This is a genomic window from Microbacterium sp. TWP3-1-2b2 (assembly GCF_049896145.1).
In the GTDB taxonomy this organism is placed as follows: Bacteria; Actinomycetota; Actinomycetes; order Actinomycetales; family Microbacteriaceae; genus Microbacterium.
The window spans coordinates 1,371,944-1,395,502 of sequence record NZ_JAFCTS010000001.1 but is presented as its reverse complement, the minus strand read 5'-3'; the positions used below and the strand labels follow the sequence as shown (position 1 = coordinate 1,395,502).

Below are 23,559 nucleotides of genomic sequence, written 5' to 3'. Positions count from 1 at the left end.
TCTCGCATCGTCGAGACCATTTGTCACCCTCGGGTTGACAACCTCACCGACGCGCGCAACACTGGGGGCATGGAAAGTAACCCCGGGGGTGACAGCAGGGGCGTCGACGCTCGTGACGCCGCCAGCTGGGACACCGTGCTCGCACACCGAGTCGCGGATCAGTCGGAACTCGAGATCGTCCGCTCGCGCTTCATCGAGAGCGGCCTCACACCCGACGATGTGCACGCCGTGCTGTCCGACGGGGGAGACGCCCTCTACGCCGCAGCGCGGTCGGGAGACGCCGACTGGTGGGACGCGTTCGGCGGGGCCCTCGCAGTGGCACTGCTGGCGGCCGAGGTCGGAGCCATGTCAGCGCACCTGAACGGGCGCGCATCCGGGATCCGCTCTCTCGCGGTCGACGGGCTGATGGACGAGTTCAGCGCCGTCGCCGTCGCCTCGGCCCTCGGCGTCTCGCGTCAGAAGGTCTACGACATCGCCAAAGGCGGCCTGCGGCCGCCGTACATCGAGACAGTCCCCTGGAGGGCGCCATGAAGAACATCCAAGAGACCGTGGACCTGCCGGATGCTGCGGAGCAGCTGCTCGTGCACCCTCTTGACCTCGTCGAGGCACGCAAGCCGTTCGTCGTCTCCTGGTGGCTGTCACAGTTGTCGACGCCGACGGTCCTCTTCCTCCTCGCGGCAGTGCTGTGGACGGTGAGCAACAACTACATCACCCCCGTGCTGATCCCCGTGGGCATCGGCGTAGGAGCGACCTACCTCGCCCGCATCCTCGCACGCGAAGCATGGGCGTATGTTCCCCGACGTCGACAGGACACCTCGAGGCCGGTGCCGAGGATCTGGTCCGTTCTCGGTGCAGCGATCTCGACCGTTGCGCTCCTCGTCGGGCTGGTACTGCTCGCCTTCTGGATCATCGGCAACGGGGTGGGCATCAGTGTCGTCGGTTACATCCTGGGCACCGGCGCAGGCATCGTCCTGCTGATCGCTGCGGGGCTGGTGTGGACGCTGCTCGTCCCCGGCCGACCGAGTGCGTCACTGGGCGGCCCGCTCGCGCAGTGCGCACGGCTCGTCGCCGTCCTCGGCGCCGTCGTCATCGGATACCTGCTGATCACCACGCGATACGACATGGCGACTCTGAGTCTCTCCGATGTCCTCACCGGCGCGATCGTCATCGTCGTCATCCAGGTCGTCTGGTGGCTCTTCGCCCTCCGCAAGAGCGCTGTGCCCGCGTCATCGGTCGTCACCGACTAGCTTTCGCCCGCCGGCACCATGCCGGCTCCGCCACACCCCCCGTTCGATCCGGAGACCCTCCGGGGCTTCGTCCTGCCCGAAAGAAGGCATCATGTCCGCCATAGAGCTTCGCAGCATCCGCAAGACGTTCGATCGCCACCGCGCCGTCGACGATGTGAGCATCCGCATAGAGGAGGGTGAGATCTTCGGGGTCCTCGGCCCGAACGGTGCGGGGAAGACGACGACGGTTGAGTGCCTCACGGGAATGATCCGTCCCGACAGCGGTCACATCCGGGTGCTCGGGTTGGACCCCGTGACCGATGCAGTCGAACTTCGGCGCATCGTCGGTTACCAACTCCAGGCGAGCGAGCTGCCCGATGCGATGCGCGTCGGTGAGGCGATGAGGCTGTTCGCCTCCTTCTATCCCGAGCCCGCGGACGTCGACGAGTTGATGGACACAGTCGGTCTGTCTGATCACCGCAACCGGGCGTTCAGTACGCTGTCGGGCGGGCAGAAGCAGCGGCTTTCGATCGCTCTCGCTCTCGTCGGCGGCCCGCGCGTCGCGGTGCTCGACGAGCTGACGACCGGGCTCGACCCGCAGGGGCGACGTGACATCTGGGAGCTGATCAGGAAGGTCAGAGCCGGCGGCGTGACGATCGTGCTCGTCACGCACTTCCTGGACGAGGCCGCGGCGCTCTGCGATCGACTCACGGTCATAGACCGCGGTCGCGACATCGCGACCGGCACGCCGTCCGAGCTCATCGATCGCCTACCGCGGCCGGCCGGTGAGCCGCGCCCCACCCTCGAAGACGCCTATCTGGCGATCATCGACGACAACAAGCTGCATCACGCAGCATCTTGAATCCCACTGCATCCTGAAAGGACCAGCAATGAACACTCTCACCGCACTGATCCGAAGCGAAGCCACTCTCCTGACGCGCAATCCGACAGCGGTCTTCATGGCCTTGCTGTTTCCCACCGCGCTGCTGCTCCTGCAGGGCCTCGTCATCCCCGGGACCGACGAGACCTTCGGCGGAGACGATCCCGCGTTCGCGGATCTTCGCGCGATCGATCTGTTCATCCCGATCGCCCTGACGGTCGCGCTCGGGAGCGTGACGCTCACGAACTTCCCGTCCGCGATCGGCGGCTATCGGGAGAAGGGTGTTCTCAGGCGGCTCGCCACGACTCCGGTCGGCCCTCAGCGGATCCTCATCGCGCAGGTGGTCATCAGCAGTCTGTCACTGCTTCTCGGCGGCGCGATCGCTGTCATCTCAGCCATGCTGCTGCTGAACGCTCAGGCGCCGCGGTCGGTGCTCCTGGTCGTCGGGATCTTCTTGCTCGCCGCTGTTCAGATGCTGAGTCTGGGTTCGCTCATCGCTGCCCGAGCTGCGAACGCCCAGCGTGCCAACGGCATCGGCATGCTCATCTTCTTCGCCTGCCTGCTCACCGCCGGTGTCTGGACGCCCGGCCCCACGATGCCGGAGGCGCTGCGCCTGATCTCGGGGTTCACACCTCTCGGCGCCGCATCGCAGTCTCTGACGGCAGCGTGGTACGGGCAACCGATGACAGTGGTCCCGATCATCGTGATGGTGGCATGGACCGTTCCGCTGCTCATCCTCGCCGTGCGCACCTTCCGATGGCGGTGAGGACGCGAGTACTGCGACGGCGCCGCTTCAGATACCGAGCGCGACCTTCTCCTCGGCATCGGCGCGGTGTCGCGATGCGGTGATCGCGTACCCGGTCACGGCGGAGAGGACGACGCCGCCGCCTATGCTCGCCAGCCACAGCCAGCCGCTGTCCTCACCGACGCCCGACCACTGCATCAGCGTGTACACGACGGCAGCTACCGCCGCCGAGATCGCCGGCACGACCGCGACGCCGCGCAGTGCGCGGTGCGGCAGCACATAGTGCACGGCGATGCCCAGCGCACACGCGGCGATGAGTGCGAGGAGGATGTACATCGCGGGTCAGGCGACGAAACCGACGCGACGAGACTCTTCCGTGCCCAGCTCGATGTAGGCGAGGTTCGCCGTCGGGACGATGTAGGAGTTCCCCTTCACATCGGTGAAACCGACCTGCGTTGCGCTCTGTTCGAGGGCGGCGGTCACCTGCGCACGGACATCGTCCGCGCTGGTGGACGTCTCGAAGTTCAGTTCGCGGCCGGTGTTGATGATGCCGATGCGGATTTCCACGCGTGCTCCTTGAAGATTCGGGGACTGCGCCCAACTCTACCCCGGCCAGACATACCCGGAGCGGCCGTGGCGGCCGGTTTCGCCCTGGGCGCACACGCGTCGTCACGGCCTGTCGGTGTCGACGTTCGGCAGTGTCCGGACCGGGGGATAGCGTGGATGCCATGACAGATGATGCCGGGCAGCGCGCAGTCGTGGAGGCGGCCGTCGGAGCATCCGGAGTCATCATCGGAGCACCGGGCACAGGCAAGACGCAGACTCTGATCGACCGGGTGGCTGCGCTCCTCGGCGCGCACGCGCTCGTGCCCGAAGAGGTGCTGGTGCTGACCCCCAACCGTCAGGCCGCGACCGTGCTGCGCGATCGGATCGGCGTGCGTATCGGTCAGGCGACACCCGGTCCGCTGGCTCGTTCCCTTGGATCGTTCGCGTTCCAACTGGTCCGAGGCGCGATGGTCCACGCTGCAGGCGAGCCGCCGGCGCTCCTCACCGGAGCGGATCAGGACCGCATCATCGCCGATCTGCTCGCCGGCGACCTAGAAGACGAGGCATCGGGCCATCCGTCGCGCTGGCCCGAATCGCTGAGCGCCGGTGTGCGCGCATCCAAGGGGTTCCGATCCGAGCTGCGCGCATTCCTCGCGGAGTGCACTGAGCTCGGAGTGCAGCCGCACGAACTGCAGGCATCGCAGCGGCCGGTATGGCGCGCAGCCGGCACCTTCATAGACGAGTACCGTGCAGTGCTCGCGGGCATGCGCACCGCCTACCGCGACGCGGCGGATCTGCTGAGCGAGGCGGCCGCGATCCTTCGTGATGCGGATGCCGCGGTGCTCGGGCCGCTCGCCCCGCTTCGTGTCGTCCTGATCGATGACGCGCAGGAGATCACCCGGGGCGGTCTGACCATGGTGCGCGCGCTTCGCGCCAGAGGGATCGCCGTCCTCGCCTTCGGAGATCCTGACATCTCTTCCGGCGCCTTCCGGGGCGCGAGCCCTCAACGGTTCCACGAACTGTCCGGGGTGCTCGAGCGGGTGTTCGTGCTGGAGACCCCGCATCGGCAGCGGCCGGCCCTCACCGATCTGACCCGCACCGTCACACAGGCGATCGGCGTCGCAGGTCGCGTCGAGCACCGCCGTGCCCCGGGCCCCGCGGCCGAGTTCCAGGAGTCCGCGACGTCGGATGCGCCCGTGCAGGCCTTCCTCGCCCCGTCGCCGTACGAGGAGGCCGACCGGATCGCCGGCACGCTCCGCGACTGGCACCTCTCTCATGGCATCCCGTGGGGCGACATGGCTGTGATCGCACATGACACCAGACAGGTCACGTCGCTCGAGACCGAGCTCGCGGCGCGCGAGGTGCCGACACGTGCTGCCGGCGTGCAGCGACCGCTCGGCAGCGAGGGCGTCGTGCGTGACATCGTCGGAATAGTCCGCCTCGCGCTCACCCCGGTCGCGGATCGTGAAGCGGAGATGCTCGTCGACGCCCTGCGCTCACCGTTCGGCGGAATGGATGCCGTCGGCCTCCGTCGCCTGCGCGCGCGTCTGCGTCATGTCGAACTCGCCGACGGCGGATCGACGCCGGCCTCCGAACTGCTGCGCCAGGCCATGGCCTTTCCCGCGCACTTCACGTTCGTCGACGCCCCGGAGGCCAGAGTCGCCTCACGTTTCGCCACGACGCTCGCAGAGACGGCCGCAGCGGCAGAAGCGGGGGCGACGATCCACGAACTGCTCTGGCGCATCTGGGATGACGCGCGTGCGCTGGACGGCTCCAGACTGCAGCAGTACTGGCGTTCGGTGTCCGAGCAGCCCGGCGGCGGAGAGACCGCACGAGCCCTGGACGCACTCGTCGCGCTGTTCGACGCGGCGAAGCGGTTCGTCGAGCGCACCCCGAACGAGCACCCGCAGGTGTTCGTGCGGGACATCCTCGACAGCGAGGTGCCGGAAGACACGCTCTCCACTCCTGAACGACCAGGACTCGTGACGCTGCTGACACCTGCCACGGCGCTGGGCACGCAGTTCGACGCCGTCATCATCGCCGGGGTGCAAGACGGAGTGTGGCCGAACGTGCGGCTTCGCGGAGGCCTCCTGGAGACGTGGCGTCTTGGCGATGCCGTCGCCGCCGCGCGCACCGGGGAGCCGGAGACGGCGCCCGGAATCCTCGACCGACGTCGCGACGCCCTCCACGACGAGCTGCGCCTCTTCGTGAGGGCGCTCTCGCGCGCGCGCTCGCGCATCGTCGTCACCGCGGTGGACGACGACGCCACCGGACCCAGCCCGTTCTTCGGATTCCTGCCGGAACCGCCACCCGCATCCGCGCACCCGGCAGCCGAGCATCCACTCACCCTGCGCGGCCTCGTCGCTCGTCACCGTCGCACACTCACGAGCTCCACCGACTCCCGCACCCGCGCGGATGCCGCAGGCCAGCTTGCGGTGCTGGCGCGCGAAGGGGTCCCCGGTGCCGACCCTGGGGAGTGGTACGGCATCGCCGCCCCGTCGACGACGGCCCCATTGCACGATCTGTCCAACGGAGCGGCGCGGGTCTCGCCCTCGAAGATGGAGTCGTTCGAGGAATGCGAGCTGAACTGGGCGATCTCAGCGCTCGGCGGTGACACGGTGCTCCCTCCGTCGGCAGGGATGGGCACGATCATCCATGAGGCGATGGAGACGGTCCCGGATGGGGATCTCGAGAAGCTGCGCGCGGTGGTGGCGGAGCATTGGCCGGAGCTCGATTTCGAGACCGAGTGGATCGGGCGCAAGGAGCGGCGCCGCGCCGACCTCTACATCGAACGCCTGCACTCATACCTCGGTGAGGTCGCGAGCGATCGCGGACGGGTGCTCGCAAGCGAGGTGGAGTTCCGCTTCGCCGTCGACGTCGCCACTGCCGAGAAGGTGTCCGATGCGGAGGATGACCGGGTGGTCGTACCCGCCGTGCACGTCGGCGACGATGTCAACGGCCCTCATCGTGCCATGGTGCATGGCTTCATCGACCGGGTCGAGGCATACCCCAGCGGTGCAGGAGAGCATGCTGCCGCGCGTGGGCGCGGCTGGACCGACATGGCTGAAGGACTGAACGGAGAGCGCGTCGTCGTCGTCGACCTGAAGACGGGGAAGAACGAGCCGACGACCGACGCCAAATGCGAGGAGCACGCGCAGCTGGCCGCTTATCAGATCGCTGTGGAACAGGGCTTGATCGCCGGCGCAGACGCCGGTGCGCTCGCCGGTGCGCGACTTCTGCTGGTCGCCAACACGCTGTCCGGCAGCCACTACCGCGTCGCGCATCAGCACACTCTCGCAGGAGACGCACGCACGCGTTTTCTCCACCGGCTCTCGGATGCGGCCAGGGGGATGTCGGGAGACAGCTTCACCGCTCACGTCGAGGCGCACTGCGCCGATGTGCAGTGGCGTGTGCATCCGTGCCGCATCCACACTGTGCCGGCGGTCAGCGCATGACCTCGTGGAACGAGCAGGGCCCACGTCTCTCTGCGCTCGATGTGGCGGCGGCGCTCGGACAGCCACCGCCCACCGTGGCACAGCAGCGCGTCATCGAGGCACCTCCGACCCCGGCCCTCGTCATCGCCGGCGCAGGCAGCGGGAAGACCGAGACCATGTCCGGCCGCGTCGTATGGCTCGTCGCGAACGGTCATGTGCGTCGCGATGAGATCCTCGGGCTGACCTTCACCCGCAAGGCAGCGGGTGAGCTGTCCGAACGCATCGCCGCGCGGCTCGCAGTGATCGACGAGTACGGCCAGCGCGGGCTGCTGCCGCATGTTCCTGAGATCGTTGCCTCTGGGCTGCTGAATCGGGTCGCGGAAGCATCGACCGGCGCGCAGCGAGTGCTGGTGCGCACGCACGTACTGGGCGAGCTCGCCCAACGGTTCGGCACCGGATGGGATCCGACATCGCCGCGGACGTCAGAAGATCTCATGATCCGTCCTCGCGTCTCGACGTACAACGCGTTCGCCGACTCGATCGTGCGTGAACACGCAGCGCGGATCGGCCGCGACCCCGACGTCGCGATGCTCAGTCAGGCCGCGTCCTGGATGCTGGCACGCGAGGTCGTGCTGCGTGCCGACCTGCCAGAGCTGGAGGGCATCGAGTACGCCGTCGGCACTGTCGTGGATGCGGTGCAGCGCCTCGCAGGTGACGCACTCGATCACCGCGCCGATTTGGCGCGGGCGGAGCGGATCGCCCTCGAGTACGCGGCCGCCTTCGAGCCGTACCGCAGCAACACCGACATCGCCAAGGCCGCCGACAACCTGCTCTCCCTACCGACCCTCGCATCGCTCGTGCGCACGTACATCGCCGAGAAGCAGCGCCGAGGCGTGCTCGACTTCGCAGACCAGGTGAGCGGTGCCTATGACATCGTCGAAGCATCGCCCGACGTTCGCTCCGACCTGCGCGAGCAGCACCGCGTGGTTCTGCTGGACGAGTATCAGGACACTTCTGTGATCCAGACGCAGTTCCTCGCCGAAGTGTTCCGAGACTCGGCCGTGATGGCGGTCGGCGACCCCCACCAGTCGATCTACGGCTGGCGCGGTGCGAGCGCCGACAACCTGTACGCGTTCTCACGCACCTTCGCGGCAGACGCGCCGTCGCAGAATTTCTCTCTCATGACGAGCTGGCGCAACGACAGCGCGATCCTCGGTGTGGCGAACCGCGTGCTCGAGCCGCTTCGACGCCCAGGCCTCGAGGTGCCCCCGCTAGAGCCTCGGCCCGGTGCAGGGAAGGGCGCCGTCGGCATTCGGTATCCGCTCACGGTGCACGAAGAGGCAGCGGAGGTGGCGGAGTGGTTCGCTGATCGGCGCCGCGCGCATGCGGCGGCGGCCGATGCCGCGTCGACGCCTCACGCGGGGGCGATCCTGTTCCGGTCCAAGCGCCACATGCAGACCTTCGCAGAGGCTCTCGCAGCGAGGGGCATCCCGCACCGGATCCTCGGCCTCGGCGGTCTGCTGACCACGCCGGAGGTCGTCGACGTCGTCTCCGCACTTCGGGTGATCCACGATCCGAACGCCGGCTCCGCGCTCATCCGACTGCTCGTGGGGCCACGGTTCGGCGTCGGTCTCGCCGACATGGGCGCCCTGTACGACCTCGCCTCCGAATTGTCCAAGCGCGACAGCGGACTGTTGCCGCTGCCGGACGAGCTGCGCGCCCGCATCCGTTCCTCACGCGGCGCCGACGAGGCCGTGTCGATCATCGATGCTGTCGATGTCGTGCGCGGTCTCCGTGATGACTACCGGCTCATCGACGGCATCACCGCTGAGGGTCGGATGCGGATACGTGCGGCCGGTGAGATGCTCGAGCGACTGCGGCGGGCATCCGGTCAACCCATTCCCGAGCTCATCCGCCTGATCGAGGTCGAGCTCCGTCTCGACATCGAGCTCGCGGCCAATGAGACTCGCGGGCCTGCGCGCGTCGCCGCGACGCAGCTGCGTGCGTTCGCCGACGAAGTGCGGGCGTTCCTCTCGGCCGACGATCGCGGCACGATAGGGTCACTGCTCGCCTGGCTCGACAAGGCCGAGAGCACGGATGAGCTGATGCCCAGGCCGGAGCCCCCCGAACCAGGGGTGGTCCAACTGCTCACGATCCATGGATCCAAGGGGCTCGAGTGGGATGCGGTCGCAGTGGTGCGTCTCGTGGAGGGCGAGCTTCCCTCCCGGCCCACTGACACGTCGGGCTGGTTCGGATTCGGCGTGCTGCCTTTCGAGCTGCGAGGCGACAGAGCCGCGCTGCCGCACTTCGAGTGGGAACCGCCCGCGGGTGACGAGTCCGACCCGGTGAAGAGAGTCAAAGCCGGTGTGGCCTCGCTGACCAGCAGGAGCAAGGCCGCACCCGGGGCGCTCACGGTGTTCAAGGACGCGTACCGCGACTACCAGCAGCAGGAGGAGCGTCGCCTGGCGTATGTGGCGGTCACCCGTGCGCGCACCGATCTGCTGCTGACCGGCGCGCACTGGGCGGGGCAGAAGAGTCCTCGGGAGGCGAGCCCCTACCTGCGTGAGGCGATCGAGGTGCTCGGCCTCGACCCGATCGAGGCAGTCGACGATGACGAGAACCCGTATGCGGGGGAGGGGAAGACCAGCGTATGGCCGCTCGACCCGCTGGGCGGTCGGCGCACGGTGGTCGAATCATCCGCCGGGCTCGTTCGCGCTGTCGACGGCGAGCCCGCCCCCACGCCGCAGCTCGAGCGACTGCTGGCCGAGCGCGCCGAACGTCAGCGCGGCATCCGTGCAGCTCCGCCGACTCGCGTGCCCGCGTCGAGGTTCAAGGACTATGTGACCGACTTCGACGGCACAGTGCGAGCGCTCGGCAGGCCGATGCCGGAGCGACCGTACCGGCAGACCCGCCTCGGAACGCTGTTCCACGCCTGGGTCGAGCACCGTTCCGGTCTCGTCGGGACCGGTGGGGGCCCGGAGAACGCACTGTGGGACTCGGACGAAGAACAGCCCGATCCGTGGAGCGTCTCTGCCGCCGACGAGGCCGACCTCGAGCGCCTGCGCGAGATCTTCGAGCAGAGTGAGTGGGCCACCCTACGGCCCGTCGCGGTCGAGATCGAGATCGACTTCGCGCTCGGAGCCGTCACGGAAGCAGACGCTGCCGCCGGCGACTCAGGCGAAGGGCATATCGTCATCTGCAAGTTGGACGCCGTGTACCGCCGAGAGGATCGCGGCGGACGAATCGAGATCGTCGACTGGAAGACCGGCAAAGCACCGCGCAACGCCGCAGAGCGCGAAGAGCGGATGCTGCAGCTCGCGCTGTATCGCCTCGCCTACCACCGTCGATTCGGTGTGCCACTCGACGATATCGACGTCGCGCTCTACTATGTCGCGGATGATCTCGTCATCCGCGGTGACCGGGTTTACTCGGAGGAGGAACTCGTCCAGCGCTGGAGCGCAGCGCGCGCCGCACGCTGAGCCTCGTCCGCGGGATCGGCTCCGTCGGAATCGTGGTCTGATGCGTTGACCGGCTCAGAGGTCGGGGCAGGGGCGTCCCGGGGCAGCAGGTCCGACTTCTCTATCTCGCTGAGATCGGCGGTCGGATCGCCCACGAACTCCGCGTCGTCGCGCGCTCCGGCGGCGGAATCGTCGCGTCCATCCGACTCGGGGTCGTCCTCGCCCGGCAGCAGATCATGCGGGTTGTATGCGTCCGTCTCCATCGCGGTGTTGACTCTCGTCGCCGCCGTCTCCGGCACTCGCCCGAGTGCATCCAGGGCGGAGTCGACACCGTCGCCGTGCTGAGCGATGACGGAGAGATCGTCGTGGCGAAGGCCCTCGGCCAGAGCCTCGAGCAGCCCGGCCGCGTCATCCATGATGTCTGTGCGATGCATCGCGTCTCCATGCACGAGCCAACGGGCGAACTCCAGCTCGGCCAGCAGTCGCGCTCGCAGAGCCAGGGCGCCATCGGGTGTGCGATCGGACGCCTGCGCGTATGCCGCGTGCACGTCGCCTGCGGCATCCGTGGCGGAGGAGAGCCAGGCAAGATCCACTGCGGGATCCCCGAGCGAAAGGCCGTGCCAGTGCACGACGCCGACGACCTGCGGACCGAGCTCGTCGTCGTCGTCGAACAGGAACGACGTGGACTGCACACCGCCGAGCGTCACCGCCGACTCGAAGCGCCACAACTCGTCGTCGTCGACTGCCTCACGCCAGCGCACGGTGAGTCGCGCGGGAACGCGGCCGGTCGCGGCCGCGCGATCGACGAGCTGACGGATCTCCTCCCGTGCTTCCTCTGCGCTTCGTGCGGCGAGCCCGGCGCTGCGTACGACGGATGCCGGCAGTGCGTGCACCGCCGCGATCGACGTCCCCATCGACTCGGCCGCTCCGCGGCCCGCAGGAACGTGTCCGGCCTCGATCTGGAATCCCGGGAGCAGTTCCGTCACGAGCGCACGGCCATCGGAGAGACGCGTCTCGCCGATGTACTCGGGCGCTCGGAAGGGCAGCATGGCGCGTGCCCCGGCGGTCAATGCCCGCAGAGCGAGCGATTCCGCAGCGAGCTCACGAGCGGTGTCGTCGTCGTCGCCGACACGGATGACGAGTTCGCGGCCGTCGGCGAGAGTGACGACCGCGGAATCGAACCGACCGTCGCCGTCGGCCGTCAGAGTTCGTGCGCCGACGACCTCCGCCCCGGACAGTGCGGCTGTGACCGCCGCCGCTAGAGTAAAGGGAGACCGTGCCATGCCCCCAGGTTAGGTCCGCTCGGGTGCGGTTGCGCCTACGCCACGCCTGCGAGAGAGGGAGTCGATGACTGTCCGCCGTGCCTTGTTCGACCGCGCCGCACATCTGCGCGATGAGCCGGGGATCCTCGAGGCGCTGCGCGCATCCGGTGATGTCCGCGTGATCGTGGCGCGTGAGGGCCGCGTCCGCATCGCCGACGGCGCGCTGGTCACCGTGGCCGCGGACGAAGTGGCAGATGCGCAATGGGCTCTGCTCGGAAGGCACAGTGACACCGGCCCCCTGCTTCTCGCAGTGGAGGCCGTATCGACGGACTCGATCGATGCGGCACCGGCGGAGACCTGGCTGGGGCTGCGTGACGCCGGTGGGCTGCTCGACCCCGAGAACACCGAGCTCCTCGTCGAGTCGATCGCCCTCGCGGGCTGGTTGAGCGAGGCGCGCTTCTGCGCGAGATGCGGATCTGAGACCGAGCTGCGCCAGGGTGGCTGGTCGCGCAGATGCCACGTCTGCGAGCTCGACATCTTTCCCCGGACCGACCCCGCGGTTATCGTCGCCGTCGAGAGTGAGGACGGCGAGAAGCTGCTGCTAGGCGCGAACGCGAACTGGCATGGCCGGATGTACTCCTGTTTCGCGGGATTCGTCGAAGCGGGTGAATCGCTCGAGCTCACGGTGCATCGTGAGATCGAGGAAGAGGCCGGGGTGCGGTTGGACTCGGTCCGCTACGTCGGGTCGCAGCCCTGGCCGTACCCGCGTTCCCTCATGGTCGGGTTCCGGGCGACGGCATCGAACGAACGCCGCGCGCGCCCCGATGGCGAGGAGATCATCGACGTGCGCTGGTTCACGCGTGAGGAGATCGGCAGCGCGCTCGATGGTGACGGCCCTGTCGGTCTGCCGGGACCGGCGTCCATCGCGAGAGCGCTCATCCAGGGCTGGTACGAGGATCGGGCGTGAGCGCGCTCGATCACCTCGACGAACGACAGCGGGAAGCGGCGTCAGTGCTGCGGGGCCCCGTTGCCGTGCTCGCCGGTGCGGGCACCGGGAAGACCCGTGTCATCACGCATCGCATCGCGCACGGCGTCGACACCGGCGCGTACTCGCCCAGTCGCGTCATGGCCGTCACCTTCACGGCCAAGGCCGCAGGTGAGCTTCGTGGACGTCTGCGCGCCCTCGGTATCGAAGGGGTGGCGGCCCGCACCTTCCACGCCGCCGCGCTCGCACAACTGAACTTCTTCTGGCCGACCCTGGCCGGCTCTCCGGCGCCGAGCATCATCGACAACAAGGTGCGGGTGCTCGGCCAGGCTGCCGAGCAGTTGCGGCTGCGCCCCGATACCGCGACGCTTCGCGACGTCGCCAGCGAGATCGAATGGCGCAAGGTATCCATGCTCTCGATAGAGCAGCACGCCGCTCTGGGACGTTCGGTGGGGCGGATCAACACGGAGCAGCTCGCGGCACTGCAACAGGGCTACGAGGTTCTCAAGGACGAACGTCGACAGCTCGACTTCGAAGACGTGCTGCTCGCGTGCGCGGGGATGCTGGAGGCGGAGCCGCGCGTCGCAGCATCTGTACACGAGCAGTACCGGCACTTCACCGTGGACGAGTACCAGGACGTCTCCCCGCTGCAGAACCGTCTGCTGGAACTGTGGCTCGGCGACCGGCGCGACATCTGCGTGGTCGGCGATGCCAGCCAGACGATCTACTCGTTCGCCGGCGCCGACCAGAAGTACCTCCTCGAGTTCGGTCGCCGTTATCCAGACGCCACTGTCGTGCGTCTGGAGACCAACTACCGCTCTCAGCCGCCGATCCTCGCCGCCGCGAACGCCCTCATGAACGGACGGGCGGGAGCGCTCGAACTCGTCGCCGCGCGCGAGTCGCTCACCGCAGAGACACCGACCGTCACCGCGTACAGCACTGAGACGGAGGAGGCGGCAGGCATCGCCGCGTCGATCGCGGCTCGGATCGCTGCCGGAGCCTCGCCGTCCGAGATCGCGGTGCTGTACCGGGCCCACTCGCAGTCGGGCGTGATCCAGCAGGCTCTCGGCGAGGCCGGCATCGCGTCACGCGTGCTCGGCGGCAAGAGATTCTTCGATATGCCGGAAGTTCGCCAGGCCGTGCTCGCGCTGCGAGGCGCATCCGTCGCACCGACCGAACGGGGCTTCCTCTCGAACGTGCAGAAGGTGCTGCGCGAGCTCGGCCTCAGCGACGATCCGCCCCACGCGGGCGGTGCCCAGCGCGACGGTTGGGAGGCGCGGCGCGCCATCCTGCGCCTCGCGGAGGAGGCGCCGAGCGAGACCACGCTCCGCTCGTTCAGCGAGACGCTGATGGCGAGGGCGAAAGACCAGCATGAGCCGACGATCGAGACGGTGACACTGTCGACCTTGCATGCGGCCAAGGGCCTCGAATGGCCGCACGTGCATCTCGCGGGGTGGACGGAAGGTGCGCTCCCGATCTCATACGCGACCGGCTTCGATGCGATCGACGAAGAACGGCGTCTCGCCTACGTGGGCATCACGCGCGCCGCTCGAACTCTTGCGCTGTCGTGGTCTCATGCCGCGGGGCGCGGAGAGCGGCAGCCTTCACGATTCCTTCAGGAGATCGGAACGACTGCTCGCGGCACCGGCATTCTGCGTGAAAGCGCACCGAACCCCACACGCGGCGGCCGTCGGGGCTGATCCGCACCGACTTCACAGCGCTCGAGCGCCCCGGTTCGGCGAGCACACGCGCGGCGAGGGCCGCCGCCTCCGCCGTGCGCGCGGCGGTGATCCGTCCGGACACCGCGCCGACCAGCTGCGCATGCAGCATCGGCCACGCCGGGTCGCGATCGCGCTCGTGACCGTCGCGGCAGGACAGACACGGCGTTCTGCCCGGGACGACGAGCGGACCGACGCTCGTGCCGCCCACTTCGAAGGCGATCGGCAGGTGCGCGACATCGTCTCGCAGATGGTCAGCGAACTGGCGAGCGGATGCGACGCCCTCGACGAGCACGACCGCCACCGAACCTGTGGCGCCGCGCTCAGTCACGCTGAAGCCTTCGTCGACGAGAGCGATCTCGGTTCGGGCCGCTATCCGGGAATCGCTCATGTTGAGGCTCTCGATCCACACCGGCGGCAGTGGCGGCTCGTCCACACGCAGCACGGGCTTCAGCGCTGAGAGCAATTCGCGAGCTGCCTCACGCGGAGCACCGGCGCTGTGCGCGATCACGTCGAAGGCACTCGGTCGGAATCCGTCACGCAGCGACTGCAGCAGCTTGTCCACCCAGGGCGCTGATACCTCGACCCGTACGATTCCCTCCAATCCGAACTGCACGGTGTCGACGTCACGCCACAGCAGCGGATAGGCAGGGTCGAGACGCGTCAGCGTCGGCGGCGTGATCGGTGACATGCCCCGATTCTGCCCACGTCGCTCACAGCGTGGGACAGCACAACCGGTATCAGTGGAAAAGTCCGTGTCTGCACTCGATGTGCAGTGCGAGTCGGCACGGCTTCAGCGGCCCAGAATCGCTCAGGGCCGCCAGAAGTGCCTGGCGCGGCTCAGACCGGAGTCTCGCCGCCCTGGTTCTTCCCGTCTCCCGGCTCTTCGTCGCTCGATTCAGCCTCGCTTGATTCAGCGTCGTTCGATCCAGCGTCGCCCGGCGATTCGTCGCTCGATTCGGCGTCGCTCGATTCAGCGTCGTCCGGCTTCTCTTCGGAGAAGTCGTCGCCCGCCAGCAGACGGGTCAAGGCCTCGTCGAACTCGTCCGCCACTGGGGCTTCCCCTCGGGCGCGGGCCTGCAGGCGCTCGATCAGTGCGGTCGGGTCGTCGATGTCGTCGGCCGTCGGCTGCAGGTCGGGGTAGTCCCACAGCGAATCGCGAGCGGCGATGCCGACAGCATCCGTCACCTTCTGCCACATCGCCGACGCCTCCCGCATCCGACGCGGTCGAAGCTTGAGACCGACGAGTGCACCGAGTGCGTCTTCCGCCGGGCCGCCGACTGCGCGGCGACGTCGGGCGGCCTCAGCCAGTCGCACGCTGTCGGGCAGTCGCGAGGTGGCTTCGGCTGTGACGACATCCACCCAACCGTCGATCATGGCGATGATGTTCTCCAGGCGGGAGAGTGCCTCTCGCTGCGCCTCGGTCTGCGCGGGAAGCAGCGCTCCGCCCTCGATAGCCGCTCGCAGCTCTTCCGGGTTCGACGGGTCGAGACGGCTTGCGACGTCTTCGAGCGCCTCGACGTCCACGGTCACGCCGCGCGCGAAGTCGGTGATCTGCGACATCACGTGCAGGTGCAGCCATTTCGCATGGCGGTAGAGGCGTGCGTACGCCAACTCGCGGGTGGCGAGGTACAGCGTGATCTGGTCGTCGGGAATCTCGAGTCCCTCGCCGAAGGCGGTGATGTTCTGGGGGATCAGAGCGGCTGTACCAGCCGGGAGCACCGGGATGCCGACGTCCCCGCCGGAGACGACCTCGAGCGAGAGATTTCCGAGCACCTGCCCGAACTGCGCCGCGAACACGGACGAGCCGAGTCCGCGCATGAGCTGACCGGCACCTTGGATGGCCTCGCGCATGTCGTCGGGCACCTGAGTGTCGAGTGCACTGGTGAGTGCATCCGCGATGCTCGTGGACACGGGGCCGGCGATCTCCTTCCACACCGGCAGGGTCTTCTCGACCCACTCACCGCGTGTCATCGCCTGAGGATTCTCGGCGAGCTCCGAGATCGTCGTCGCCTCGCCCAGCCAGAGGTTCGCAAGCGCGAAGGCGTCGACGAGAGAGTGTCGCGAGCCGTCGGTGATGCTCTGGCCCTCGCGGTTCGCGATGTGCAGAGCCTGACGAAGAGTGTTCTCCCAGGGGTCACCACCGAATGCGCCCTGCAGCTGTCGCATGAGCCCGGCCATCATCGCCGGATCGATTTCGAAGCCCTCCGCACCGCCGAGCGCGTTCTGCAGAGCACTCAGATCGAAATCGCCTCCGCCCGCTCCGGACATCATCTTCCGCAGGAACTCTTGGAAGTCCTCGGGGTTCGGATCGTTGTCTGCCATGTCGGTCGCCTCTCAGCACGTCGCTAGCCGTGACATCTACGCTAGTTGCAGGATTCTGCACGCGACCCCGACGCGGGCAGATCGCTGTACGCCGGTCGCGAACGACGGAGGATCCACTTGGCACACACGCGCACACCCAGGGTCGGCCTGGGCGTCTGGGCGCTCATCATCGCGCTCGTGGCTCTCGTCGTGCTCACCTTCCTGCCTACGCCGTATGTGATCCAGCGCCCCGGTCCCGTCTACGACACGCTCGGCACCGCAGCGGGTGAGGACGGTGAGGATGTACCGCTCATCGCGATCGAGGGCGCCGAGACCTTCGAGACCACGGGAAGCCTCAACCTGCTGACGGTGCAGGTCGTCGGAAACCGCGAGCGCACGCCGTCCTGGTTCGAACTGGCGCTCGCCTGGATGAACTCGTCTCGCGCGGTGGTGCCGATCGACGCCGTGTTCCCCGAGGGCGTGACGAGTGAGGATCGAGACGAGCGCAACGCGGCGCTGATGGTCGATTCGCAGCACGAGGCGACGGCCGCGGCGCTCAACGAACTGGGCTACGACACCGGCGCCGAGGTCAAGGTCGTCGACGCCGTCGAAGGTTCACCTGCCGCAGGAGTGCTCGAAGAGAACGACGTCATCACCGAGATCGACGGCGTGAAGGTCACCAGCGCCGCGGAGCTGCGCGAGGCGATCCAGGAAGGCGAGGGAACGCCCGTCGAACTCACCGTGATTCGTGACGGCGACCAGCAGATGGGAGTCGAGATCACTCCGGAGCTCGACACCACTGACGGCGTGGACACGTGGCTCATCGGCATCACCCTGACCACCGAGTACGACTTCCCGATCGATGTGACGATCCAACTCGACAACGTGGGCGGCCCGAGTGCCGGGATGATGTTCGCGCTCGGCATCGTCGACGAACTCACGCCGGGGGCGATGACCGGCGGCAACGACATCGCCGGCACCGGCACGATCGACGCCGCAGGCACGGTCGGTCCGATCGGCGGCATCCGGCAGAAGCTGTACGGAGCGGTGGACGCGGGCGCTGACTACTTCCTCGCTCCTGAGTCCAATTGCGATGAAGTGGTGGGGCACGTCCCGGATGGGCTGCAGGTGATCAGCACGGCGACGCTCGAAGAGTCCATCGATGCGCTCGAGGTGATCGCGAACGACGGCGACGTCGAGGCATTGCCGACGTGCACGGCCGCCGCGGAATGACATTGCGCTGAGAGCGGACCGTGACCTCACCGTCACACCAGGCACAGCCTGCGCACACTCGACGTGCATAGGATGGAGGGGTGACCACGACCTCGGCGCCGAATCCGGCCACGCCCCGCACCTCACGACGAATCATCACGATATCGCTGGTGATCATCGCAGCGATCATCGCTGCGTTCTTCGTCTTCGCCGCGCTCTACACGGACTTCCTCTGGTTCGACCAGTTGCAGTTCGCGAACGTCCTCACCACACAGTGGCTCGCCACCGCGGTGATGTTCGTCGTGGGCTTCCTTGGAATGGCGGTGCCACTGTTCATCGTGATCCAGTTGGCGTACCGGCTTCGCCCGGTCTACGTGCGGCTGAGTTCGCAGTTGGACCGCTACCAGGAGGTCATCGAGCCGCTGCGCCGACTGGCGATGTGGGGCATGCCGATCTTCTTCGGCCTGTTCGCGGGCTTCGCCGCCGCCGGAAACTGGGAGACCGTCTGGCTCTGGTTCAACGGTGGCGCCACGGGTCAGATCGACCCCGAATTCGGCATGGACACCGGCTTCTACCTCTTCGCGATGCCGTTCTACTCGATCCTTCTCGCGTTCGTCTCGGCTGTCATCCTGCTGTGCCTGATCGTCACCGCGCTCGTGTCGTACCTGTACGGCTCGGTGCGCATCGGCCAGGGCGAACTGCGCATCTCGAAGGCCGCCCGCATCCAGCTCGCCGTGCTCGCCGGTCTCTACCTTCTGGTGCAGGCCGCGAGTCTCTGGCTCGATCGGTACCGGACCCTCGTCACCGAGGAAGACCGCATCACCGGTGCCGCCTACACCGGCGTCAATGCGACGATTCCCGGCATGGCGATCCTCGCGATCCTCGCCGCTCTCGTCGCGATCCTCTTCTTCGTCACGGCCGTCATCGGTCGCTGGCGCTTCCCGCTCGTCGCGACCGGACTGCTGATCGTGGCCTCTCTCGTCGTGGGGATCGGATACCCGTGGGTCGTGACCACCTTCCAGGTGCGACCCAACCAGAACAGCTTCCAAGCCGAGTACTACCAGCGCAACATCGACGGCACCAAGCAGGCGTATGACATCGCCAACCTCGAGGTCACGCCGTTCAAGGCCGTCACCGATGCCGAGGCCGGGCAGCTCCGTGAAGATGCCGAGACCACTGCGTCGATCCGCATCCTCGACCCGAGCATCATCAGCCCGACAGTGCAGCAGCTCGAGCAGTTCCGTGGCTACTACCAGTTCAAGGAGACGCTCGACGTCGACCGATACGAGATCGACGGCGAGACGCAGGACACGGTCGTCGCCGTTCGCGAGCTCGATGTGAACCGACTCGGCGACAGCAACAACTGGAACAACCGCACGGCCGTCTACACCCACGGCTACGGTCTGGTGGTGGCCGCAGGCAACCAGCGCACCAGCGAAGGCGAGCCAGTGTTCCTCGAGCGCGGCATCCCGACGTCAGGCTTCCTGACCGAGAGCGAGCAGTTCGAGCCGCGCGTCTACTTCGGCGAGGACTCGCCGCTGTACTCGATCGTCGGAGCGCCCGAGGGCACCGACCCGGTGGAGATCGACTACCCGCGTGGTGAGGACGGCGCCAACGAGACGAAGACCACGTTCACCGGTGAAGGTGGGCCGGCGATCGGCAACACCTTCAACAAGCTGCTGTACGCGCTCAAGTTCCAGGAGGCGGAGATCCTGTTCTCCGACCTGGTGAACGCCGACTCCCAGATCCTCTACGATCGCAACCCGGTCGACCGCGTGCAGAAGGCGGCCCCGTATCTCGAGCTCGACAGCGACGCCTACCCGAGCGTCGTCGATGGTCGAGTCGTCTGGATCGTCGACGGCTACACGACCAGTTCGACGTACCCGTACTCGACGAGCGTGAGTCTTTCCGACGCGATCGCCGATTCGAACACGGCCGCGCCGAACTTCGCCATCGACGACATCAACTACATCCGCAACTCGGTGAAGGCCACCGTCGACGCCTACGACGGCTCGGTGACCCTCTACGCGTGGGACGACGAGGATCCGATCCTCAAGGCGTGGCAGAACGTCTACCCGTCCACGGTCGAGCCGATCAGCGAGATGTCAGCCGATCTGATGAGTCACGTGCGCTACCCGACGGACCTCTTCAAGGTGCAGCGCGAGGTCCTGGGCGTGTACCACGTCGACACTGCGGGTTCCTTCGCTCAGCAGGACAACCGCTGGCAGACGCCGAACGACCCGCGAAACGACAACCAGCTGCAGCCGCCGTACTACCTGTCGATGCAGATGCCCGGCCAGGATTCACCGCGGTTCTCGATGTTCTCGACGTTCATCCCCTCGTCCGCGCAGGGGACGACCAGCCGTAACGTGCTGATGGGGTACCTGGCTGTCGATTCGGACGCCGGATCCACTGCGGGTGAGAAGGCGGAAGGATACGGCCAGCTAAATCTGCTGGAGATCGACGCCGACACCACTGTGCCCGGCCCGGGCCAGGTGCAGAACACGTTCAACTCCGACCCGGCAGTCGTGCAGCAGCTGAACCTGCTGCAGCAGGGCGAGTCGCAGGTGAAATACGGCAACCTGCTGACGCTGCCCGTCGGCGGTGGTCTGCTGTACGTGCAGCCGGTGTACGTGCAGTCGTCTGAAGGCACGCAGCTGCCGTTGCTGCAGAAGGTGCTCGTCACCTTCGGTGACAGCGTCGCATTCGAGGACACGCTCACAGCGGCGCTCGACGTGATCTTCGGCGGCGACTCCGGCGCGAGCGGTGGAGACGAAGAGGTGGAGCCGGTCGACCCAGGTGACGGCACGACTCCGCCCGATGAGGGCACGACAGAGCCGCCGAGCGATGAGGATGCCCGCGCTGCGGCCCTTGCTGACGCGCAGCAGGCGCTGAGCGACCGCGAGGCAGCGCTCAAGGACGGCGACCTCACGGCGTTCGCAGAGGCCGACAAGCGACTCACGACCGCGATCACAGAGCTTCTGGCCCTGGAGACGGCCGAGTAAGCCTGACACAACGAAACGGGCGTCCCGCGAGGGGCGCCCGTTTTCGTGCCCCCGGGCGCGATGCCCGGCGGGGCATGGGGTGCATCATCCCAGACCCGCGATGCGGTGTCCACCTCTCCCGAACGTCCTCGATTCTTGCGAGACTCGGCGCATGGTGTTCATCGGTTTCCATGCGTCGCACGAGCAGATCGCACCGAGCGTGCTACTCGACGCCGTCGTCGGAGCTGAGCGTGCCGGTTTCGATGGCGCGATGTGCTCGGACCACCTCGCGCCGTGGAGTCCGGCCCAAGGCCACTCGGGTTTCGCGCTGAGCTGGATCGCCGCTGCGCTCGCCCGCACCCGTTTCTCGATCGGCATGGTCAATGCGCCGGGACAGCGCTATCACCCGGTGATGATCGCTCAGGCGTTCTCCACTCTGGAGGAGATGTTCCCCGCGCGTTTCTGGGCGGCGATGGGCAGCGGCGAGGCGATCAACGAGCACGTGACGGGGGATGGCTGGCCCGCCAAACACATCCGCAACGAGCGGCTGCGTGAGAGCGTCGACGTGATCCATCGCCTGATGGACGGTGAAGAGGTCGACCACGACGGTCTGGTGCGTGTTCACCGCGCCAGAGTCTGGAGCCTGCCGGCGAAGCCGCCCCCGCTGTTCGCGACCGCCGTGAGCACCGAGACCGCGGCCTGGGCCGCATCGTGGGCGCAGGGTCTTGCGACTGTCGCTCAGGAACCCGCGGCTTTGCGTCGAGTCGTCGACGGTTACCGTGATGCGGGAGGCACCGGACCCTGCATCCTGCAGGTGCACCTCAGCCTGGCGGAGAGCGACGACGAGGCGTTCGCGATCGCCCGCGACCAGTGGCGCAACGGTCTGCTGTCGCCCCCGGTCACCTGGGACCTCGAGCAGCCGGAGGAGTTCGATGCGGCGACCGCGGCGCTCGATGAGAAGGATCTGCGAAAAGCCGTCCTGGTCGACCACGACGCGTCCTCGTTGGCCGGCCGCATCGCGGATCTGGTGGACATCGGATTCGAGCGTGTGTACCTGCACCACGTCGGCACCGAGCAGTCGCGGTTCCTGGACGTCTCAGCATCCGAGCTGATCCCTGCGTTGAAGGAGCGACTGTGAAGATCACTGACACGAGCGACCTCTGGTGGAAGACCGCAGTCGTCTATTGCCTCGATGTCGAGACGTACCTCGATTCGAACGGCGACGGTGTCGGCGACCTGCAAGGACTCGCCCAACGGATCGATTACCTGTCGCAGCTGGGCGTCACCTGCCTGTGGATGATGCCGTTCTATCCGACGCCGGATCGCGACGACGGTTATGACGTCAGCGATTTCTACGGCATCGACTCCCGTCTGGGCAGCCACGGCGATCTCGTCGAGGTGATCCGCACCGCCCGTGATCGCGGGATGAGGGTGATCGTCGACCTGGTCATCAATCACACCTCCGACCGGCATCCGTGGTTTCTCGCGGCCAAACGCAGCGTCAGCTCTCCTTTCAGGGACTACTACGTGTGGCGCGATGATGCCCCTCCGAAAGGCCAGAAGAATGCGGTCTTCCCCGGTCAGGCGAATGGAATCTGGGGCAAGGACGAGAAGTCAGGGCAGTGGTACCAGCACAGTTTCTACGAGCACCAGCCTGACCTGAACATCGCCAATCCGCGCGTGCGCGACGAGATCGCAAAAGTCATCGGGTTCTGGTTGCAGCTGGGCATCTCGGGCTTCCGCGTCGACGCGGTGCCGTTCCTCCTCGAGATCCCTGAGGGGGTCGGCATTCCCGAGCCGCACGATCTGCTGCGCGACATCCGTCGGTTCCTGCAGCGTCGTTCAAGCGAGGCGATACTGCTCGGCGAAGTGAACCTGCCGTACGAGAAGCAGGTGCAGTATTTCGGCGGCGAAGACGGTGACGAGCTCACCATGCAGTTCGATTTCGTCGGGATGCAGGCGATGTACCTGTCGTTCGCGCGCAAGAATCCAGCCCCTCTGATCGCTGCGCTGCGTGCCCGGCCCGTGCTCGGGTCAGAGGTCCAGTGGGCGAACTTCCTCCGCAACCACGATGAGCTGACCCTCGACAAGCTCAGCGACAGCGAACGGGAAGAGGTGTTCGATGCGTTCGCGCCGGACGAACGACAGCGCGTGTTCGGTCGAGGGATCACGCGGCGCCTTCCTCCGATGCTCGACGGCGATCCGCGCAGGATCCGCATGGCCTACAGCCTGCTCTTCACTCTGCCGGGGACTCCGGTGCTGTTCTACGGCGAAGAGATCGGCATGGGGGAGAACGTCGAGGTCTCCGGCCGCGAGGCCGTGCGGACTCCGATGCAGTGGTCTGCGGACCGCAACGGAGGATTCTCGGATGCCGCGCAGAGCAGACTCGTGGCGCGGCCCCCGTCGGACGGATACGCACCCGAGCACGTCAACGTCGCCGCACAGCTCGAGGATCACGGATCGCTGCTGCATTTCATTCGCGCTCTCACGTCGAGGTACCGCACCTCACCCGAGCTGGGGTGGGGCAGTACCGAGGTGATCGACCAGCCCGCCGAATCACTTCTCGCGCATTCGCTTTCCGCTGACGTCGGCCGTGTCATCGCGCTCCACAACTTCGCGGAGGTGCCGGTGGCCACCTCTTTCCGTGTGTCGGGTGAGCCGGAGGGTACGACCCTCCTCGACCTCCTCGAGCCCTCGCACACGGCGCTCGGTTCCGATGGGACGGTCGAACTGGAGGTCCCGGCCTACGGCTATCGCTGGCTTCGAGTATCGCGGCCCGGGGATGGTCGTGTGACATGAGCGGCG

Annotated in this window: 16 protein-coding genes; 12 read left to right on the top strand and 4 right to left on the bottom strand. The window is 67.3% G+C overall.

Annotated features, from left to right (window positions below):
- The first annotated feature begins 69 nt into the window (after nt 1-69).
- From ACP7AR_RS06930 to ACP7AR_RS06915, 4 genes are all read left to right on the top strand, one after another.
- Nucleotides 70-531, top strand: a complete 462-nt coding sequence (locus ACP7AR_RS06930) for a hypothetical protein (RefSeq protein ID WP_426184080.1) — start codon at nt 70-72, stop codon at nt 529-531.
- Nucleotides 528-1,247, top strand: coding sequence for a hypothetical protein (locus ACP7AR_RS06925; RefSeq protein ID WP_426184078.1), 720 nt, complete (start codon nt 528-530; stop codon nt 1,245-1,247). Before ACP7AR_RS06930 ends, ACP7AR_RS06925 begins: the two co-directional genes overlap by 4 nt.
- 91 nt (nt 1,248-1,338) lie before the next feature.
- Entirely contained in the window at nt 1,339-2,088 is a 750-nt protein-coding gene (locus ACP7AR_RS06920; protein WP_426184076.1) for an ABC transporter ATP-binding protein, read from the top strand.
- Nucleotides 2,089-2,116: 28 nt separating this feature from the next.
- Nucleotides 2,117-2,872, top strand: coding sequence for an ABC transporter permease (locus tag ACP7AR_RS06915; RefSeq protein ID WP_426184074.1), 756 nt, complete (start codon nt 2,117-2,119; stop codon nt 2,870-2,872).
- Between the two features lie 27 nt (nt 2,873-2,899).
- Here the strand turns inward: ACP7AR_RS06915 and ACP7AR_RS06910 are convergent, their stop codons facing one another.
- Both ACP7AR_RS06910 and ACP7AR_RS06905 read right to left on the bottom strand, forming a co-directional pair.
- Entirely contained in the window at nt 2,900-3,187 is a 288-nt protein-coding gene (locus tag ACP7AR_RS06910) for a hypothetical protein (protein ID WP_426184072.1), read from the bottom strand.
- Between the two features lie 6 nt (nt 3,188-3,193).
- A complete protein-coding gene (locus ACP7AR_RS06905; RefSeq protein ID WP_426184070.1) occupies nt 3,194-3,418 on the bottom strand; it encodes a DUF3107 domain-containing protein in 225 nt (74 codons plus the stop codon).
- A gap of 161 nt (nt 3,419-3,579) precedes the next feature.
- Here ACP7AR_RS06905 and ACP7AR_RS06900 point away from each other — a divergent pair, with 161 nt between their 5' ends.
- Together ACP7AR_RS06900 and ACP7AR_RS06895 are read left to right on the top strand one after the other, a co-directional pair.
- Entirely contained in the window at nt 3,580-6,852 is a 3,273-nt protein-coding gene (locus ACP7AR_RS06900) for an ATP-dependent helicase (RefSeq protein ID WP_426184068.1), read from the top strand.
- A complete protein-coding gene (locus ACP7AR_RS06895; RefSeq protein ID WP_426184066.1) occupies nt 6,849-10,310 on the top strand; it encodes a UvrD-helicase domain-containing protein in 3,462 nt (1,153 codons plus the stop codon). The genes ACP7AR_RS06900 and ACP7AR_RS06895 overlap by 4 nt, the downstream gene beginning before the upstream one ends.
- Here the strand turns inward: ACP7AR_RS06895 and ACP7AR_RS06890 are convergent.
- Nucleotides 10,256-11,572, bottom strand: coding sequence for a hypothetical protein (locus ACP7AR_RS06890; RefSeq protein ID WP_426184064.1), 1,317 nt, complete (start codon nt 11,570-11,572; stop codon nt 10,256-10,258). The genes ACP7AR_RS06895 and ACP7AR_RS06890 overlap by 55 nt on opposite strands.
- A gap of 64 nt (nt 11,573-11,636) precedes the next feature.
- On the opposite strand from ACP7AR_RS06890, the gene nudC reads away from it, so the two are divergent.
- Both nudC and ACP7AR_RS06880 read left to right on the top strand, forming a co-directional pair.
- Nucleotides 11,637-12,518: an NAD(+) diphosphatase gene (gene nudC / locus ACP7AR_RS06885; protein WP_426184062.1), complete on the top strand. Its 882-nt coding sequence runs from the start codon at nt 11,637-11,639 to the stop codon at nt 12,516-12,518.
- Nucleotides 12,515-14,236 carry an ATP-dependent helicase gene (locus ACP7AR_RS06880; RefSeq protein WP_426184060.1) on the top strand — a complete coding sequence of 574 codons (1,722 nt, stop codon included), beginning with the start codon at nt 12,515-12,517 and terminating at the stop codon, nt 14,234-14,236. Before nudC ends, ACP7AR_RS06880 begins: the two co-directional genes overlap by 4 nt.
- 858 nt (nt 14,237-15,094) lie before the next feature.
- On the opposite strand, the gene ACP7AR_RS06875 is transcribed toward ACP7AR_RS06880, so the two are convergent.
- Entirely contained in the window at nt 15,095-16,579 is a 1,485-nt protein-coding gene (locus tag ACP7AR_RS06875) for a zinc-dependent metalloprotease (RefSeq protein WP_426184058.1), read from the bottom strand.
- A 117-nt stretch (nt 16,580-16,696) separates the two neighbouring features.
- Between ACP7AR_RS06875 and ACP7AR_RS06870 the strand changes: the two genes are divergently transcribed.
- From ACP7AR_RS06870 to ACP7AR_RS06855, 4 genes are all read left to right on the top strand, one after another.
- On the top strand, nt 16,697-17,791 hold the full coding sequence (locus tag ACP7AR_RS06870) for a YlbL family protein (protein WP_426184056.1): 1,095 nt from the start codon (nt 16,697-16,699) through the stop codon (nt 17,789-17,791).
- Between the two features lie 80 nt (nt 17,792-17,871).
- The gene (locus ACP7AR_RS06865; RefSeq protein ID WP_426184054.1) at nt 17,872-20,775 is read left to right on the top strand and encodes a UPF0182 family protein; all 2,904 of its coding nucleotides are present in this window, start codon (nt 17,872-17,874) and stop codon (nt 20,773-20,775) included.
- A 151-nt stretch (nt 20,776-20,926) separates the two neighbouring features.
- Nucleotides 20,927-21,892 (top strand): TIGR03885 family FMN-dependent LLM class oxidoreductase, encoded by a 966-nt coding sequence (locus ACP7AR_RS06860; protein WP_426184052.1) that lies wholly within the window; start codon nt 20,927-20,929, stop codon nt 21,890-21,892.
- Nucleotides 21,889-23,553 (top strand): alpha-amylase family protein, encoded by a 1,665-nt coding sequence (locus tag ACP7AR_RS06855; RefSeq protein ID WP_426184050.1) that lies wholly within the window; start codon nt 21,889-21,891, stop codon nt 23,551-23,553. The genes ACP7AR_RS06860 and ACP7AR_RS06855 overlap by 4 nt, the downstream gene beginning before the upstream one ends.
- Nucleotides 23,554-23,559 lie beyond the last annotated feature (6 nt).